General features: G+C 64.9%; 13 protein-coding genes and 1 pseudogene. 7 read left to right on the top strand and 7 right to left on the bottom strand.

From position 1 onward, the window contains the following. Window positions 1-19 precede the first annotated feature (19 nt). From AC19YT_RS09660 to edd, 5 genes are all read right to left on the bottom strand, one after another. Entirely contained in the window at window positions 20-1,288 is a 1,269-nt protein-coding gene (locus AC19YT_RS09660; RefSeq protein WP_500610161.1) for a D-mannose isomerase, read from the bottom strand. Window positions 1,289-1,414: 126 nt separating this feature from the next. Next, entirely contained in the window at window positions 1,415-2,842 is a 1,428-nt protein-coding gene (locus AC19YT_RS09655) for an ATP-binding protein (protein WP_218192044.1), read from the bottom strand. Between the two features lie 31 nt (window positions 2,843-2,873). After that, on the bottom strand, window positions 2,874-3,605 hold the full coding sequence (locus AC19YT_RS09650) for a response regulator (RefSeq protein ID WP_095106729.1): 732 nt from the start codon (window positions 3,603-3,605) through the stop codon (window positions 2,874-2,876). A gap of 137 nt (window positions 3,606-3,742) precedes the next feature. Then, the gene (locus AC19YT_RS09645; RefSeq protein ID WP_500610160.1) at window positions 3,743-4,696 is read right to left on the bottom strand and encodes a glucokinase; all 954 of its coding nucleotides are present in this window, start codon (window positions 4,694-4,696) and stop codon (window positions 3,743-3,745) included. Then, the gene (gene edd, locus AC19YT_RS09640; protein WP_500610159.1) at window positions 4,693-6,519 is read right to left on the bottom strand and encodes a phosphogluconate dehydratase; all 1,827 of its coding nucleotides are present in this window, start codon (window positions 6,517-6,519) and stop codon (window positions 4,693-4,695) included. The genes AC19YT_RS09645 and edd overlap by 4 nt, the downstream gene beginning before the upstream one ends. Before the next feature lie 224 nt (window positions 6,520-6,743). Between edd and gap the strand changes: the two genes are divergently transcribed. The 7 genes from gap (at window position 6,744) to AC19YT_RS09605 (ending at window position 14,094) form a co-directional block, all read left to right on the top strand. Continuing rightward, a complete protein-coding gene (gene gap / locus AC19YT_RS09635; protein WP_095106719.1) occupies window positions 6,744-7,745 on the top strand; it encodes a type I glyceraldehyde-3-phosphate dehydrogenase in 1,002 nt (333 codons plus the stop codon). Between the two features lie 17 nt (window positions 7,746-7,762). Then, window positions 7,763-8,227 carry a methylglyoxal synthase gene (locus tag AC19YT_RS09630; protein ID WP_500610158.1) on the top strand — a complete coding sequence of 155 codons (465 nt, stop codon included), beginning with the start codon at window positions 7,763-7,765 and terminating at the stop codon, window positions 8,225-8,227. Window positions 8,228-8,525: 298 nt separating this feature from the next. Then, a complete protein-coding gene (locus tag AC19YT_RS09625) occupies window positions 8,526-9,041 on the top strand; it encodes an RNA polymerase sigma factor (protein WP_095106715.1) in 516 nt (171 codons plus the stop codon). A 124-nt stretch (window positions 9,042-9,165) separates the two neighbouring features. Then, the gene (locus AC19YT_RS09620; RefSeq protein WP_500610157.1) at window positions 9,166-10,122 is read left to right on the top strand and encodes a FecR family protein; all 957 of its coding nucleotides are present in this window, start codon (window positions 9,166-9,168) and stop codon (window positions 10,120-10,122) included. A gap of 121 nt (window positions 10,123-10,243) precedes the next feature. After that, window positions 10,244-12,805: a TonB-dependent receptor gene (locus AC19YT_RS09615; RefSeq protein ID WP_500597622.1), complete on the top strand. Its 2,562-nt coding sequence runs from the start codon at window positions 10,244-10,246 to the stop codon at window positions 12,803-12,805. Between the two features lie 166 nt (window positions 12,806-12,971). Next, window positions 12,972-13,580, top strand: coding sequence for a biliverdin-producing heme oxygenase (locus AC19YT_RS09610; protein WP_500597623.1), 609 nt, complete (start codon window positions 12,972-12,974; stop codon window positions 13,578-13,580). Window positions 13,581-13,707: 127 nt separating this feature from the next. Then, window positions 13,708-14,094, top strand: a complete 387-nt coding sequence (locus AC19YT_RS09605) for a YbaN family protein (protein ID WP_095106707.1) — start codon at window positions 13,708-13,710, stop codon at window positions 14,092-14,094. 126 nt (window positions 14,095-14,220) lie between these two features. Here AC19YT_RS09605 and arcD read toward each other — a convergent pair whose 3' ends face one another. Both arcD and AC19YT_RS09595 read right to left on the bottom strand, forming a co-directional pair. Then, complete coding sequence (gene arcD / locus AC19YT_RS09600; RefSeq protein ID WP_500610156.1) at window positions 14,221-15,648, bottom strand: arginine-ornithine antiporter; 1,428 nt, start codon at window positions 15,646-15,648, stop codon at window positions 14,221-14,223. Window positions 15,649-15,835: 187 nt separating this feature from the next. Next, window positions 15,836-15,952, bottom strand: a pseudogene (locus AC19YT_RS09595) (IS30 family transposase); the annotation flags it as partial.

The raw sequence follows: 15,952 nt of genomic DNA, 5'->3' as shown, positions 1-15,952 counted from the left end.
ACGAAGGGACGGGCAAATGTCACACCCGGGTGACATTCGCCCCGCGCCCTTGTTGGGCCAGGGCCGTGGCCAGGCTCGGGGCCAGGGGCAGGCGCGGGATCAGCAGCGCTTGCCAGGCGTGATAGAGGTCAGGCTTGCCCGGCCAGATCTCCCCGCCCGGGTGATTGTTGGGGTCGAGTTCGTGGTGCCAACTGCCCTCGCGCAGGTCCAGCAAGTACTGCTCGCAGTAGGCCCAGAACAGGCGATACCAGTCTTCATAGCGGCGCTCGGCGGTGCGTTGGATCAGGGTACTGGCGGCGGCGATCGCCTCGCAGTGCACCCAGTGCAGGCGCTGGCGCATCAGCGGGCGGTTGTGCCAATCGAGGGTGTAGACGATGCCCGGCGCGCCATCGACCACCCAGCCATGGCGGCAATTGGCGTCGAACAATTGCCGCGCATCCTCCAGCAACCACGGCGGCGCCGGCAAAGTAGCCTTGCGCAGCGCCGCCTCCAGGTGCAGCAGCAGGCGCGCCCACTCAAAACCATGGCCGGGCGTGGTGCCGTAGGGGCGAAAACCGTCCGCCGGGTTGGCCTGGTTGTAATCGCGCAGCGGCTGCCAGTGGCGGTCGAAATGCTCGATGACCATAAAGCCGTTGGCCGCCGCGTGCTGGTGAATCACCCGCTCAACGATGCGCAGCGCCCGCTTGAGCCACAGTGCGTCGCCGGTAGCGTCGGCCAGGGCCAGGAACGCCTCGGTGGCGTGCATGTTGCTGTTGGCGCCGCGATAGGCTTCGGCCTCGCTCCAGTGGCGGTTGAAGGATTCGCGCAGGGCGCCCTCCTCCTCGCTCCAGAAATACCGCTCGATGATCTCGATGGCCTCGTCCAGCAGGGCCTGGGCACCGGGGCGGCCGGCCACCTGGGCAGAACTGGCGGCCAGAGCGACGAAGGCGTGCAGGTACGCGCTCTTGCGGCAGTTGTCGGGCCGTGGGTCGGCGCAGGCCAGCCAACCGCCGTGCTCGGCATCGCGCAACGGCCCGGCCAGGGCCTGCACGCCGTGGCTGGTGTACTGGCAAGCACCGCCGATGCCTTGCAGGTGGGCCAGGGCAAAACTGTGGGTCATGCGCGCAGTAATCAGGGTGTCGGGGCGGCTCCCGGCGCCCAAGCGGCCCTGGGCATCGAGGGCGCCGAAACCGATGTCGAGCCGCGAACCCCGGGCGAACTCCAGCAGGCGCAAACCCTCTGCGGCGAGCCAGGACTGATGGGCTGGGGCGGTCAACCAACTGCTGAACGGCAACGGATCGAGGGTCATGGCGAGCCTTTTATTGTTGTTATGACGAGGCAAAGTCTACTCAACGCCAGGTTGGGCGCAGGTAACGAAGGCGCAGGGGAATGTCACGGGACGGTGACATTCACACAGCCCGTAGCAAGCGGGGGTTTACTCGGTGCTGCGCGGCAAATGCAGGGTCACGCGCAAACCGCCTTCACGCAGGTTTTGCAGGCTCACTTCGCCGCCGTGGCTGTGGGCGATGTTGCGTGCGATGCCCAGGCCCAGGCCGTAACCCTGCTGCTTGCCGGCCAGGCGAAAGTGCGGCTCGAAGCACTGCTCCAGGCGTTGCTGGGGCACGCCGGGGCCTTCGTCGTCAACGTGGAGGATGAACGCCGTGTCGTCGTCATCGATATGCAGGTGGGCCCGTTGCCCGTACTTGAGGGCGTTGTCGATCAGGTTGCCAATGCAGCGCTTGAGGGCCAGGGGTTTGCCCGGATACGGCGCCGCCGCCCGCCCCTGCTGGGTCACGCGGCCATTGCCGGTGGGCGCCAGGTAGGGCTCGACCAGGCAGTCGAGCACTTGGTTGAGGTCCACCGGCTCGATGTTTTCGTGGATGTCGGTGTCCTTGACGCACTGCAAGGCGCCCTTGACCAAAAGCTCCAGCTCATCCAGGTCGCGGCCGAACTTGGCTTGCAATTGCTCGTCTTCGAGCAGCTCCACCCGCAGGCGCAGGCGTGTGATGGGGGTGCGCAGGTCATGGGAAATGGCGCTGAACAACTGGCTGCGTTCGGTCAGGTAGCGGCTGATGCGTTCGCGCATCGCATTGAAAGCGCGGCTGACCTCCACCACCTCGCTGCCACCGCCCTCCACCACCGGCTCCACTTCGGCGCCCAGGGACATGTCCCGCGCGGTGCGCGCCAGGCGCTTGAGGGGGCGGCTCTGCCAGTGCACCAGCAGGCCGATGAACAACAGCAAAAAACCGCTGGTGAGCAGGATGAACCACACCTGCTGGGACGGCAGGCCCTGTTCTTCGAGGCTGGTGTAGGGCTCGGGCAGCAAAGAGGCGATGTACAGCCACTCCCCCGGTGCCAACTGGATCTGCGTCACCAGCACCGGCGGGTTCACCGGTTCCAGGGTCAGCGCGTAGTGGGCCCAGGAGCGCGGCAATTCATCGAGCTTGAGGCCACCGTTGAAAATACGCAGGTCGTTGGGGCTGACGAATTGCACGGACATATCGGTGTCGTTGCCCAGGGATTGGCGCAGCACCGCGTCCACTGCCGCAAGCACTGCGCGCTTGCGCGGCGTGGCGGGCAGCACCTGCATGTCCAGGGGTTTGTCGTTGAGGGTCACGACAAACCGCGTGCCACCCATGCTGCGCAACTGGTCCAGCACCAACGGTCGGTAGGCCACCGGCAACGAGCGGAAATAGCTGACGCTGGCGGTCATCGAATGGGCCAGGCTGCGGGCGCTGGTGACCAGGCCTTCGAGCTGGGTGGCGCGCAGTTGCGACACCCAGATCACACTCGACAACCCCTGGGCGAACAGCACCGCCAGCAGGGTCAGCAGGAGCATGCGCCCCAGCAGCGAACGCGGCACCGGCAGGCGCCTGGCCAAGCGGGCCAACCCCTCAGAGGCCATTGCCGGGCACCACGTTAGCCGCCAATTGGTAGCCGCTGCCGCGCACGGTGCGGATCAGCCGGGGCGGCTTGTCAGTGTCGCGCAGGCGCTGGCGCAAGCGGCTGACGGCCATGTCGACGATGCGGTCCAGGGGCATCAGCTCGCGGCCCCGGGTGGCATTGCCGATGGTGTCGCGGTCGAGGATCTGCTGCGGGTGGTCGAGAAACAGCTTGAGCAGGGCGAAGTCGGCGCCGGAGAGCAGCACTTCTTCGCCGTCGGCGTGAAACAGGCGATGGCTGACCATGTCCAGGCGCCAGTCGTCGAAGCGCAGCACCTCGCCGCCGGGGCGTTCCTGGCCGAACTGGGCGCGGCGCAGCAGGGCCTTGATCCGCGCCTGCAACTCGCGGGGGCTGAAGGGTTTGCCCAGGTAGTCGTCGGCGCCCAGCTCCAGGCCGATCACCCGGTCGGCTTCGTCGGAACTGGCGGTGAGCATGATGATCGGCACCTGGGCCTGGCGCGGGTGCTGGCGTACCCAGCGGCACAGGCTGAAACCGTCTTCGTCGGGCAGCATCACGTCGAGGATCACCAGGTCGCAGCTGGCCTCGTTCAAGGCCTGACGAAACCCGGCGCCGTCCGCCGTGGTGCGCACCTGGAACCCGGCGCGGGTCAGGTAGGTGTCGAGCAGTTCGCGGATTTCCTGGTCGTCATCGACCAGCAGGATGGATTTGTTGATGAGGGTCACTGAGTGGTCCTTCTTATTGTTATTGCCAACGCTGTTGGAGCGGGCCGGGCCGCGCTCCGCTTGCCCGCGATAGCGGTGGTTCAGCCACCGACCCTATCGACTGACAAACGGCCATCGCGAGCCGGCTCGCTCCACGCCTACACCGTTTGTTGCAACGCCACACCCGCGCCCATCAACCCCGGGTAGGGCGCGGTCACCAGCCATACCGGGATGCCGGTGAAATAGTCGCTCATGCAGCCTTTGTCGGCGAAGCAACGGGCAAAGCCGCTGCGCAGGAAGAACTCGGCAAAGCGCGGGATCACGCCGCCGACGATGTACACCCCGCCGCGCGCGCCGCTGGTGAGCACGTTGTTGCCCGCCACGCGGCCGAGCCAGCAGCAGAATTGTTCGAGGGTTTGCAGGGCCACCGGGTCGCCGGCCAGGGCCGCGGCGGTGACCGCTTCGGGGGTCTCGAACTGCGGGACGTGGCCGTCCACGGCGCAGATCGCCCGGTACACCCGGGGCAAGCCGCTGCCACTCAACGCGGTCTCGGCGCTGACGTGGCCGATTTGTTCGTGGATGTGCTGCCACAGGCGCGTCTCGCGCACGCTGCTCAATGGCAGGTCGACATGCCCGCCCTCTCCCGGCAGCGCCGCCCAGCGCCCGCCGCCCAGGTCGAGCAAGGTGCCCACCCCCAGGCCGGTGCCGGGGCCGATCACCACCGCCGGGCGCAGCGCTTCGGGCGTACCGGGGCAGACCACGCGGCAGTCTTCGGGCTGCAAGCGGGTAATGCCCAGGGCCATCGCCGAAAAGTCATTGACCAGCAGCAGTTGCGCCACCTGCAAGGTGTCGCAGAACGCCCGGCGGCTCAGGCGCCAGTGGTTGTTGGTGAAGCGAAACTCATCGCCGCCCACCGGCCCGGCCACTGCCAGGCACACGGCGCCGAGGCTGCCGGGGGCCAGGCCGAGGCTGTGCAGGTAGGCGCCGATGGCCGCTTCAGGGCTCAAGAAATCTGCCGTGGCCAGCACCTGCACCGAGGCCAGTTGGCCGTCCTGCCACAGGGCGAAACGCGCGTTGGTGCCGCCAATATCACCGACCAACGCGCACTTCATTCAAGGCGCTCCAGGGCCGAGGTGAAGGTGCTGGCGCCCTGTTCCGCCGAGCTGAACGCCTGGCGCATAAAGGCAAAAAGTTCGCGGCCGCTGCCCACGTTGTTGCCCAACAGGCCGGTGGCCGGTTCGCGGGCGGCAAACTCGGCGGCATCGACCTTCAGCTCCAGGGTGCCGAGTTGGCCATCGACGCGGATGATGTCGCCGTCGCGCACCCGTGCCAGCGCCCCGCCCACCTGGGCTTCGGGGCTGACGTGGATGGCCGCGGGGATTTTCCCCGAGGCACCGGACATGCGCCCGTCGGTCACCAGCGCCACCTTGAAGCCACGGTCCTGCAACACACCCAGGAACGGCGTCATTTTGTGCAGCTCCGGCATACCGTTGGAGCGCGGGCCCTGGAAGCGCATCACCGCGACGAAGTCTTTCTCCAGCAACCCGGCCTTGAAGGCGTCGGCCAGGTCCTGCTGGTCCTGAAACACCACGGCCGGGGCTTCGACCACTTGGTGTTCCAGGGCCACGGCCGAGACTTTCATCACGCCACGGCCGAGGTTGCCTTCCATCACCCGCAAGCCGCCCTCGGGGGAGAACGCACGGGCCACGGGGCGCAGGATATGTTCGTCGAGGCTGGCCAACGGGCCTTCGCGCCACACCAGTTCGCCGTTGTCGAGGAAGGGTTCCAGGGTGTAGCGGCTCAGGCCATGGCCCATCACGGTGTTGACGTTTTCGTGGAGCAGGCCGGCGCCGAGCAGTTCGCGGATCAGGAACGACATGCCGCCCGCGGCCTGGAAGTGGTTAATGTCGGCCTTGCCGTTGGGGTAGACGTGGGACAGGGTCGGCACCACTTCGGAGAGGTCGGCCATGTCCTGCCAGGTCAACTGGATGCCCGCCGCCATGGCGATGGCCGGCATGTGCAGGGTGTGGTTGGTGGAGCCGCCGGTGGCGTGCAGGGCGACGATGGAATTGACCAACGAGCGCTCATCGACGATTTCGCCAATGGGCAGGAACTGGCCGTTCTGCCGGGTCAGGTGCGTCACTTGGTGCGCCGCCTCGCGGGTCAGGGCATCGCGCAGCGGCGTGTTGGGGTTGATAAAGGACGCGCCGGGCAGGTGCAGGCCCATCACTTCCATCAGCAACTGGTTGGTGTTGGCGGTGCCGTAGAAGGTGCAGGTGCCGGGGCTGTGGTAAGACTTCATCTCCGACTCCAGCAGCTCTTCGCGGCTGGCCTTGCCCTCGGCGTAGCGTTGGCGTACGTCGGCTTTTTCCTTGTTGGAAATGCCCGAAACCATCGGCCCGCCGGGGACGAAAATCGTCGGCAAGTGGCCAAAGCGCAGAGCACCGATCATCAGGCCCGGCACGATCTTGTCGCAGATGCCCAGCATCAGTGCCGCATCGAACATGTTGTGGGACAGCGCCACAGCGGTGGACAACGCGATCACTTCGCGGCTGAGCAGGCTCAGTTCCATGCCCGGCTCGCCCTGGGTCACGCCGTCGCACATGGCAGGCGTGCCGCCGGCGAACTGGCCCACCGAACCGATCTCGCGCAGGGCCTGCTTGATCTGCTGGGGAAAAGTTTCGTAGGGCTGGTGGGCCGAGAGCATGTCGTTATAAGACGACACGATGGCCACGTTGGCGGCGTTCATCAGGCGCAGGCTGTTTTTGTCCTCGGTGCCGCAACCGGCCACGCCGTGGGCGAAGTTCGCGCATTGCAGCTTGCCGCGCACCGGCCCGTCGCTGGCGGCACCGCGGATCAGGGCCAGGTAAGCCTGGCGAGTGGCGCGACTGCGGGCGATAAGCCGTTCGGTGACCTCAAGAACGCGGGGATGCATGTGTAGAACTCCAGGCTAACGGATGTGGCGACCTGTGTGTCTATGCTGGGCAATAACACCGCGCGGCGTGGCCGGGCGCGGCATTGGTTGACCATTGGGACCAGTTGATTCAGGTCACTCGTTGTAGATAAAACAAAATATTGCCACTAAAAAGGCTTGTTTTCTATTTTTTTGCGAATAATCTTGTAATTCCAACAACAAATTTCAGAGCAGGTGCCCTTCCCATGACTTTACGCATCGCCATCAACGGTTTTGGCCGCATCGGCCGCAACGTCCTGCGCGCACTGTATACCCAAGGTTATCGCCAAGACCTGCAGATCGTCGCCATCAACGATCTGGGAGACAGCGCTATCAACGCGCACCTGCTCAAGTACGACACCGTCCACGGCACCTTCGATGCCGAAGTTGCCCACGACCAGGAAAGCCTCACCGTCAACGGCGACCGCATCGCCGTCAGCGCCATCCGCGACCCGGCCAACCTGCCCTGGGCCGCCGAGAAAATCGACGTGGTGTTCGAGTGCACCGGGCTGTTCACCGACCGCGCCAAGGCGGCCGCCCATCTTAGCGCCGGCGCGCGCAAAGTGATTATCTCGGCCCCGGCCAAGGGCGCCGATGCCACGGTGGTGTACGGGGTCAACCACGACATCCTGCGCCAATCGCACCAGATCATCTCCAGCGCCTCCTGCACCACCAACTGCCTGGCCCCGGTGGCCCAGGTGCTGCACCGCGAACTGGGCATCGAAAGCGGCCTGATGACCACCATCCACGCCTACACCAACGACCAGAACCTCACCGACGTCTACCACAGCGACCCGTACCGCGCCCGCTCCGCCACCCAGAACATGATCCCCAGCAAAACCGGCGCCGCCGAAGCCGTGGGCCTGGTGCTGCCGGAGCTGGCGGGCAAACTCACCGGCATGGCCGTGCGGGTGCCGGTCATCAACGTGTCGCTGGTGGACCTCACCGTGCAGCTCAAGCGCGAAACCAGCCGCGAGGAAGTCAACGCCCTGTTCCAGGCCGCCAGCCTGCATTCCAAGGTGCTGGGCTACAACACCCTGCCGCTGGTTTCCAGCGACTTCAACCACAACCCGCTGTCGTCGATCTTCGACGCCAACCACACCAAGGTCAGCGGCAAACTGCTCAAGGTGCTGGCCTGGTATGACAACGAATGGGGCTTCTCCAACCGCATGCTCGATAACTGCCTGGCGCTGTGCCACGCCGAATAGGCCGGGAGCTGCACCCTATGATCGGCATCGGTTTCACCCACGCCACCCTGGCCGCGCGCAAGCGCATCGCCCTGGTGGCCCACGACCACTGCAAGGTGTTTTTGCTCGGCTGGGCGCAGCGCCAACGCGAACGCCTGGCGCGCCATGAACTGGTGGCCACCGGCACCACCGGCCTGCTGCTGGGCAAGCACCTGGACCTGCCCGTGGAAAGCATGATTAGCGGCCCCCTGGGCGGCGACCAACAACTGGGCGCGCGCATCGCCGAGCAACGGGTAGACATGCTCATCTTCTTCTGGGACCCCTTCGAGCCCCAGCCCCACGACCCGGACATCAAGGCCCTGCTGCGGGTCGCCGCCGTGTGGAACATCCCCGTGGCCTGCAACGAATCCAGCGCCGACTACCTGCTCAGTAGCCCGTTGATGGACCAGGCCCACGATTACCGCGTTCCGGATTACCCGGCGTACCTGCAACAGCGCACCTGAGGCGCCGGGCACCACGCCTGCCCTGTGGGAGTGGGCCGGGTTGGCGGTAATGCCGTGGCTGTACTGGCTCCATCGCGGGCAGCGCCCGCTCCCACAATTGAGCGGTGGTGTGGATGGGATTTTCATCTTTCCTAGGTGGGAGCGAGCCTGCTCGCGATGGCAGCACGCAGTGGTTGTGACGAAGGGTAGGGGTAAGACAGTTGATCCCACAGGGGGCGTGGCGACAGACCACAGTTCACCCTTGCCAATTTCGCTTTTGATAAGCATTATCATTCGCAAATTTTCACTGGGTAGCGCTGTGAGTCAGTCTCGTTTCAACCAGGTGTTCCTCACCCAGCGGGTTTCGCTGCTGCGCACGCTGGAGCGCATGGTCAACAACCACAGCACCGCCGAGGACCTGCTCCAGGAAACCTACCTGCGGGTCACCCGTGCCCTGGGCGAGCGGGCCATCGATCACTTGGAGCCCTTTGTGTTCCAGACTGCCCGTAACCTGGCGCTCGATCACTTGCGGGCGCGGCGCATTCAGTCGCGCACCCTGCTCGAAGACGTGCCACAAGCGGTGCTGCAAAGTGTCGCCGCGCCCCTGAGCAGCGCCGAGGATGGCGCCCATGCCCAGCAACTGCTCGAGCGCCTGAACGTGAGCCTCAACCAACTGAGCCTGCGCCAACAACAGATCTTCATCCTCAGCCGCCTGCACGGCCACAGTTACCAGCAGATCGCCGAACACCTGGGCGTGTCCCTGAGCACGGTGCAAAAGGAACTCAAGCTCATCATGGCCATTTGCGTCGGCGTGGCGGATCGCTTGAACCACTGATCCTTACCCCTTGGCTGAGGGGCACGGCCGCCCTCTGTGCCCGCCAATACATTTTGTTACCCTAGGCGCCGTTGCCTCGCTTCAGCCAAAAACCAGCCGTGCGCAGACACTGCCAAGGACCCCCGTGATGGACACCAACCAATCGCCCCCGGCGCCGGACACTGCCAGCGCAAGCGCCATGGACCAGGCCCTGGACTGGCTGATCGTGATGCAAAGCCCCAGCGCGGCACAAACCCGCCAGTTCCACGCCTGGCTCGCCGTCCCCGCCAACGCCCAGGCCTTCGCCCGCGCGCAGGCGATCTGGGACGGCCCGCAGGTGGCGCACTGCGCGCAAACCTTGAGCGCCAAACAAAAAGTCACCGGCCTGCGGCGCCTGCGCCCGCACTGGAAACCCCTGGCCACCGCCGCCGTGTTGCTGGTCGGCCTGTTCAGTTTCAGCAACCTGCCCCTGCGCCTGCAGGCCGATCACCTGACCGTAGTCGGCGAGCGCCAGCGCGTGCAATTGGCGGACGGTTCCCAGGTGCTGCTCAACACCAATTCGGCGTTCTCCAGCACCATCGACGAGCGTCAGCGCGTCGCCCGCCTCTACCAGGGCGAAGCCTTTTTCGAGATCGCCGCCAACCGAGCCCAACCCCTGGAAATCAGTGCCGGCCCGGTGCGCGCCAGCGTGCGCGACACTGCGTTCGCCGTGCGTTACCTGGACGGCGAAGCCCAGGTGCGGGTGCAGCGCGGCGACGTTGACCTGCGCAACGACTACAACAACGCGCGCATCCGCCTCAGTGCCGGGCAAAGCATCCGTATCGGCCCCAAGGGCTTCGACGCCCCCGCCATGCTCGACCAGGACAAAGACCTGGCCTGGGTCCAGGGCCGGTTGGTGTTCGAGAACTGCCCGATGAGCCAGGTGTTGGCCGAACTGCGCCGCTATTACCCCGGTTTTATCGTCAACAACAACCCGCGGCTGGCCGACGTCGCCGTGACCGGCAACTACCGCCTCGACCAGCCCCTGGACGTGGTGCGTTCCCTGGCCCACATCACCTCTGCGCGCCTGCGCGAGTTCCCGGCGCTGGTCATCATCAACTGATCGGCAATTATTTTTACGCGATCGCGCGCGGTGATACGTCTCGTTATAGCCAATGCAATTGATTCGCATTTTGCGTGTGAATTTGCCACCTATAAGATTCGTGCGACACGGAGCGCTTTCGATGTCCTCTTCACCTTCACGCCTACACAACTGCACCCTGTCCCTGCTCACCGCCGCCCTCCTGCTGGCCGGCGCCCAGGCCACCCCCGTGCTGGCCGCCACTGCGGCGCAACCGCCGGCGCGCAACCTGGGCGACTACAGCTTCGCCATCGCCCAGCAACCGCTGGTCTCGGCCCTTAACGCCTTCACTGCGGTCACCGGGTGGCAAGTCGGCCTGCCGGCGGAACTGGGCGCCGGCGTCGCCTCCCCCGGCGTGCGCGGTTCCCTGCCCCCGGAAAAGGCCCTGGAACGCCTGCTGGCTGGCACCAACCTGGCGTACCGCAAACTGGGCAACAACAGCATCGTCCTCGAGCGGCGCACCGGCAGCACCCTGACCCTGCAACAGATGACCATCAGCGCCACCCGCCAGGAACAGAGCATCGACAGCGTGCCCAGCACCGTCACTGTGCATGAGCGCCAGGACCTGGACCGCCAGAACGTCAATACCATCAAGGAACTGGTGCGCTACGAGCCGGGCGTCTCGGTGGGCGGTGCGGGCCAGCGCGGCGGCATCAGCGGCTACAACATCCGTGGCATCGACGGCGACCGCGTCCTGACCCAGGTGGACGGGGTCGAAGTGCCGGACGGTTTCTTCAACGGCCCCTACGCCAAGACCCAACGCAACTACGTCGACCCGGAAATCGTCAAGCGCGTGGAGATCCTGCGCGGCCCGGCCTCGGTGCTGCACGGCAGCAGCGCCATTGGCGGTGTGGTCAGCTACTTCACCCTCGACCCGGACGACATCATCAAGCCCGGCAAAGATGTCGGCGCCCGCCTCAAGACCGGCTACAGCTCGGCCGACGAGAGCTGGCTCAAATCCGGCACCGTGGCCGGGCGCGCCGAGCAGTTCGACGCCCTGCTGCACTTCAGCCAGCGCGACGGCCACGAGACTGACTCCTACGGCACGAACAACGGCACCGGCCTGGACCGCACCGCCGCCAACCCCGAAGACGCCCGCACCACCAACGTGCTGGCCAAGCTGGGCTGGAACTACGCCGATGACGCACGCCTGGGCCTGACCTACGAAAAATACAAGGACGACCGCGACACCAACCAAAAGAGCGCGGTCGGCGGGCCGTTCGACAAAGGCAACGGGCAGAACATGTACCGCTCACGTGTGGGCAACGACACCGTCAGCCGCGAGCGTTTCGGCCTGGAGAACAGCTTCGCCCTCGACAGCCTGGTGGCCGACCACGTCAAGTGGAGCCTCAACTATCAGGTCGCCAAGACCGGCCAGACCACCCTGGAACACTACGTGCCCTTCGTGCGGGACGTGATGCGCGAGCGCGAAACCCGCTACGAGCAAAAGCAGTGGGTGATCGACGCCCAGGCCGACAAGGCCTTCAGCCTGGGTGAAACCGACCACCTGCTGACCTACGGCGCCACCCTCAAGCAGGAAAAAGTCACCGGTTCGCGGCGCGGCTCGGGCACCTGCCTCAAGGCCGGCATGCGCTGCACCGGGCCGGGTGCCGACAGCCCCGCCGATCGCCTGAAAAAGGCCAGCGACTTCCCGGACCCAACCATCAACAGCTATGCCCTGTTCGCCCAGGACGAAATCACCTGGAACCGCTGGAGCTTCCTGCCCGGCCTGCGCTATGACTACACCCAGCTCAAGCCGCACCTGACCCAGGCCTTCATCGACACCGTCAATGCCGACGGCAAAGGCACTGTCAATGGCGACAACAAGACCTGGGAACGCCTGTCGCCCAAGTTCGGCCTGACCTACGCCCTGAGCGACCAATACACCTGGTACGGCCAGTACGCCGAAGGCTTCCGCACCCCCTCGGCCAAGGCCTTGTACGGGCGCTTCCAGAACACCGCCGAAGGCTATGTGGTCGAGCCCAACCCGGACCTGGAACCGGAAAAAAGCCGTGGCCTGGAAACCGGCCTGCGCGGGCGCTTCGACGCCGGCACCTTCGACGTGGCGGTGTTCTATAACAAGTACCGCGACTTCATCAACGAAGACGCGATCAAGCCCGGCTACACCGAGCAGACCTTCAAGGCCAACAACATCAAGCACGCCACCATCAAGGGCATCGAGGCCAAGGGCCGCCTGCAACTGGACACTTTCGGCGCGCCGCAGGGCCTCTACACCCAGGGTTCGGTGACCTACCTGTACGGGCGCAACAACGACAACGGCCAACCGCTCAACAGCATCAACCCGCTGACCGGTGTCTTCGGCCTGGGCTACGACCAGGACAACTACGGCGCCGTGCTCAACTGGACGGTGGTACGGGCAAAAAACCGCGTGGACGACGAGTCGTTCAAATCCCCGGACGGCATCAACCAGCAGTTCAAGACCCCGGGCTTCGGCATCCTCGACCTGAGCGGGTTCTACAAGGTCACCGACGACCTCACCGTCAGCGCCGGCCTGTACAACCTCACCGACAAGAAATACTGGCTGTGGGATGACGTGCGCGGCTTCGACGCCAGTGGCGAAGCCGAGGTACTGGCCCCGGCCAACCTCGATCGCCTGAGCCAACCGGGCCGCAACTTCGCCATCAACCTGGCGTGGGATATCTGATTACCTGACGGCCTGTAGGGGGGAGCCTGCTTTCACAGGCAATGCCACAGGATGTGGCATTGCGCCTCCTGCCTGTTTTTTTACCGGCCACAGTGAGGATTTTTTACTGTGTTCCGTCTTCTGGTACGTCTAGTTAGATAGTGCATCTCATTCTCAAGGATCCTCCATGACTGCCCCGCACAATGCCTCGCGTCCCACCCTGCGTTCCCAGCGCCTGAACCAGATCACCCACGAGCCCCATTCCAAGCTCGATGCCCTGGTCAAGGCCCACGCACCGTTCGAGACCCCGGCCAATTTCGCCCGTTTCGTCGTTGCTCAGTACCTGTTCCAGTCCGAACTGGTGGCGCTGTACAACGACCCGCAACTGATCGCCATCGTCCCGGACCTGGCCGCCCGCTGCCGCGCCGAAGAGGCCAAGGCCGACCTCGCCGACCTCAACACCGACGTGCCCGCCCCCGTGGCCGGTGCCGTGCACAACCCAAGCAAGGCCGAAGCCCTGGGCTGGATCTTCGTTTCCGAAGGTTCCAAGCTCGGCGCCGCGTTCCTTATCAAGCGCGCCGTGGCCCTGGGCATGAGCGAAACCTTCGGCGCCCGCCACCTCGGCGAGCCGGCCGGTGGCCGTGCCGAGGGCTGGAAGAGCTTCACCCACATCCTCGATGAGCTGGAGCTGAGCCCGGAAGAAGAAGCCCTGGCCGACAAAGGTGCGCTGGCCGCCTTCAACCGCTTCACCGTGCTGCTGGAACAGGCTTACGCCAGCGCCCCTGAACTGGCCTGATGCCCACTGTGGGAACGGGCCCGCCCGCGATAGCGACTCATCTGCCAGCCGCCCTGTTGGCTGGGCCACCGCCATCGCGGGCACGCCGGCGCCCACAGGGGAATCAGGACGCACCCTGCGCTTATTTATGACCCCACCCACCTCAAAACTCGCCCGCCTCCTCTTCGGGGTGCTGGCCTACGTCAGCCTGGGCATCGGCCTGCTCGCCATTGTCGTGCCCGGCCTGCCGACCACCGAGTTCATCCTGCTGGCAGCCTGGGCCGCAACCAAAAGCTCGCCGCGCCTGAGTGCCTGGCTGGAAAACCATCGCCTGTTCGGCCCGATCCTGAGCAACTGGCGCAACGGTAGGATCGTCGCGCGCCGGGCCAAGGTCAGCGCCACCCTGAGCATGCTGCTGTGCGCGGTACTGATGCTGGTGATGCTCGACCACGGCTGGCCGATCTACCTGGCCATCGCGGGCATGGGCCTGGGCAACCTGTGGATCTGGTCGCGACCTGAATCGGTGGCGTGTTGAGTCAGATAGGCAGCTATCGCGAGCAGGCTCGCTCCCACAGGGGAAAAATGAACATTGCACCCGCACCACCGTTCAACTCTGGGAGCGGGCCCTGCCCGCGATGCCCCCCCACCCGGCACCACTGCCTCACAACGACAACACGCCGCTATAAAGCCCATACGCCGCCAACCCCGCCCCGGCCACCACGCAGGCAAAAATCCCCTTCTCTACCGTGGTAAACAGCGGCTCGCCCTGTTCGCGCTTGGCCTTGGCGAACAGGATCACGCCAGGGGCATACAGCAGGGCTGAGAGCAGCAGGTACTTCACCCCACCGGCGTACAACAGCCACACCGCGTAGCTCAAGGCCACGCCACCGACGAACAGGTCCTTGAGGCGCTGGCCCGAGGCTTCTTCGTAGGTTTCGCCGCGCCCGCTGAGCAGCACCGCGTAGGCCGCCGACCACAGGTAGGGCACCAGGATCATCGACGACGCCAAGTAGATCAGGCTGGTGTAGGTGCCCGCCGAGACCAGGGTAATCACCAGGAAAATCTGGATCATCGCGTTGGTCAGCCACAACGCGTTGGCCGGTACGTGGTTGGCGTTTTCCTTTTTCAGGAACGCCGGCATGGTGTTGTCGCGGGCGGTGGCGAAGAGAATCTCGGCGCACAACAGCGCCCAGGACAACAGCGCACCCAGCAGCGACACCGCCAGGCCAATGCTTATAAGCAGCGCCCCCCAGGGCCCGACGATGTGTTCCAGCACCGCCGCCAGGGACGGGTTTTGCAGGTTGGCCAGTTCCGGCTGGCTCATGATCCCCAACGACAGCACGTTGACCAGCACCAGCAGCGCCAGCACCCCGACAAAACCGATGACCGTGGCGCGGCCCACGTCCGAGCGTTTTTCGGCGCGGGCCGAGTACACGCTGGCACCTTCGATGCCGATGAACACGAACACCGTGACCAGCATCATGTTGCGCACCTGGTCCATCACGCTGCCGAAATTGGGGTTGCTGGTGCCCCAGATGTCACGGGTGAAAATCTCGGCCTTGAACGCCACGGCGGCGATCACGATGAACATCACCAGGGGCACGATCTTGGCCACGGTGGTCAGTTGGTTGATGAACGCCGCCTCCTTGATCCCCCGCAGCACCAGAAAATGCACGGCCCACAGCAGCACCGAGGCGCAGCCGATGGCGATCGGCGTGTTGCCCTGGCCGAACACCGGAAAGAAGTAGCCCAGGGTGCTGAACAGCAAAACGAAGTAGCCGACGTTGCCCATCCAGGCACTGATCCAGTAGCCCCAGGCCGAGGAAAAGCCCATGTAATCGCCAAAACCGGCCTTGGCATAGGCGTAAACCCCGGAGTCAAGTTCAGGCTTGCGGTTGGCCAGGGTCTGGAATACGAAGGCCAGGGTGAGCATACCCACGGCAGTGATCGCCCAGCCGATCAGCACCGCCCCGGCGTCCGCCCGGGCCGCCATGTTCTGGGGCAATGAAAAGATCCCGCCGCCAATCATCGAACCCACTACCAGTGCAATCAGCGCACTGAGTCGAAGCTTTTGTGCCGGTTGGGACATCCTGACCTCTGTCTGAAAATGGCTGAAGGCGAAAATACCTTAGCAGCCTTCATGAACTAAATATCGTCACACTAATAGCGTTTATTAGATAACGCCGACTGCCACCGCTTATTTAGAACAAAAGGGTCTATGAATTGTTCTACAGTTTTCAAAAATGTGGGCTACTCGCGATAAATGACGCCTGAATTCAACACATAAGTGCAACGCTCACCCCTGTATGCACTTCGTACGGCGTCTTCCAGCCCAAGCGCTTGCGCGGGCGTAGATTGATCCTCGCTACTGTCCGATTGACGGCTTCGACGGT

This window comes from Pseudomonas sp. MF08875 (assembly GCF_059862525.1).
Note: the sequence above shows the minus strand (reverse complement) of the source record. Positions and strands in the feature narration are given on the sequence as shown.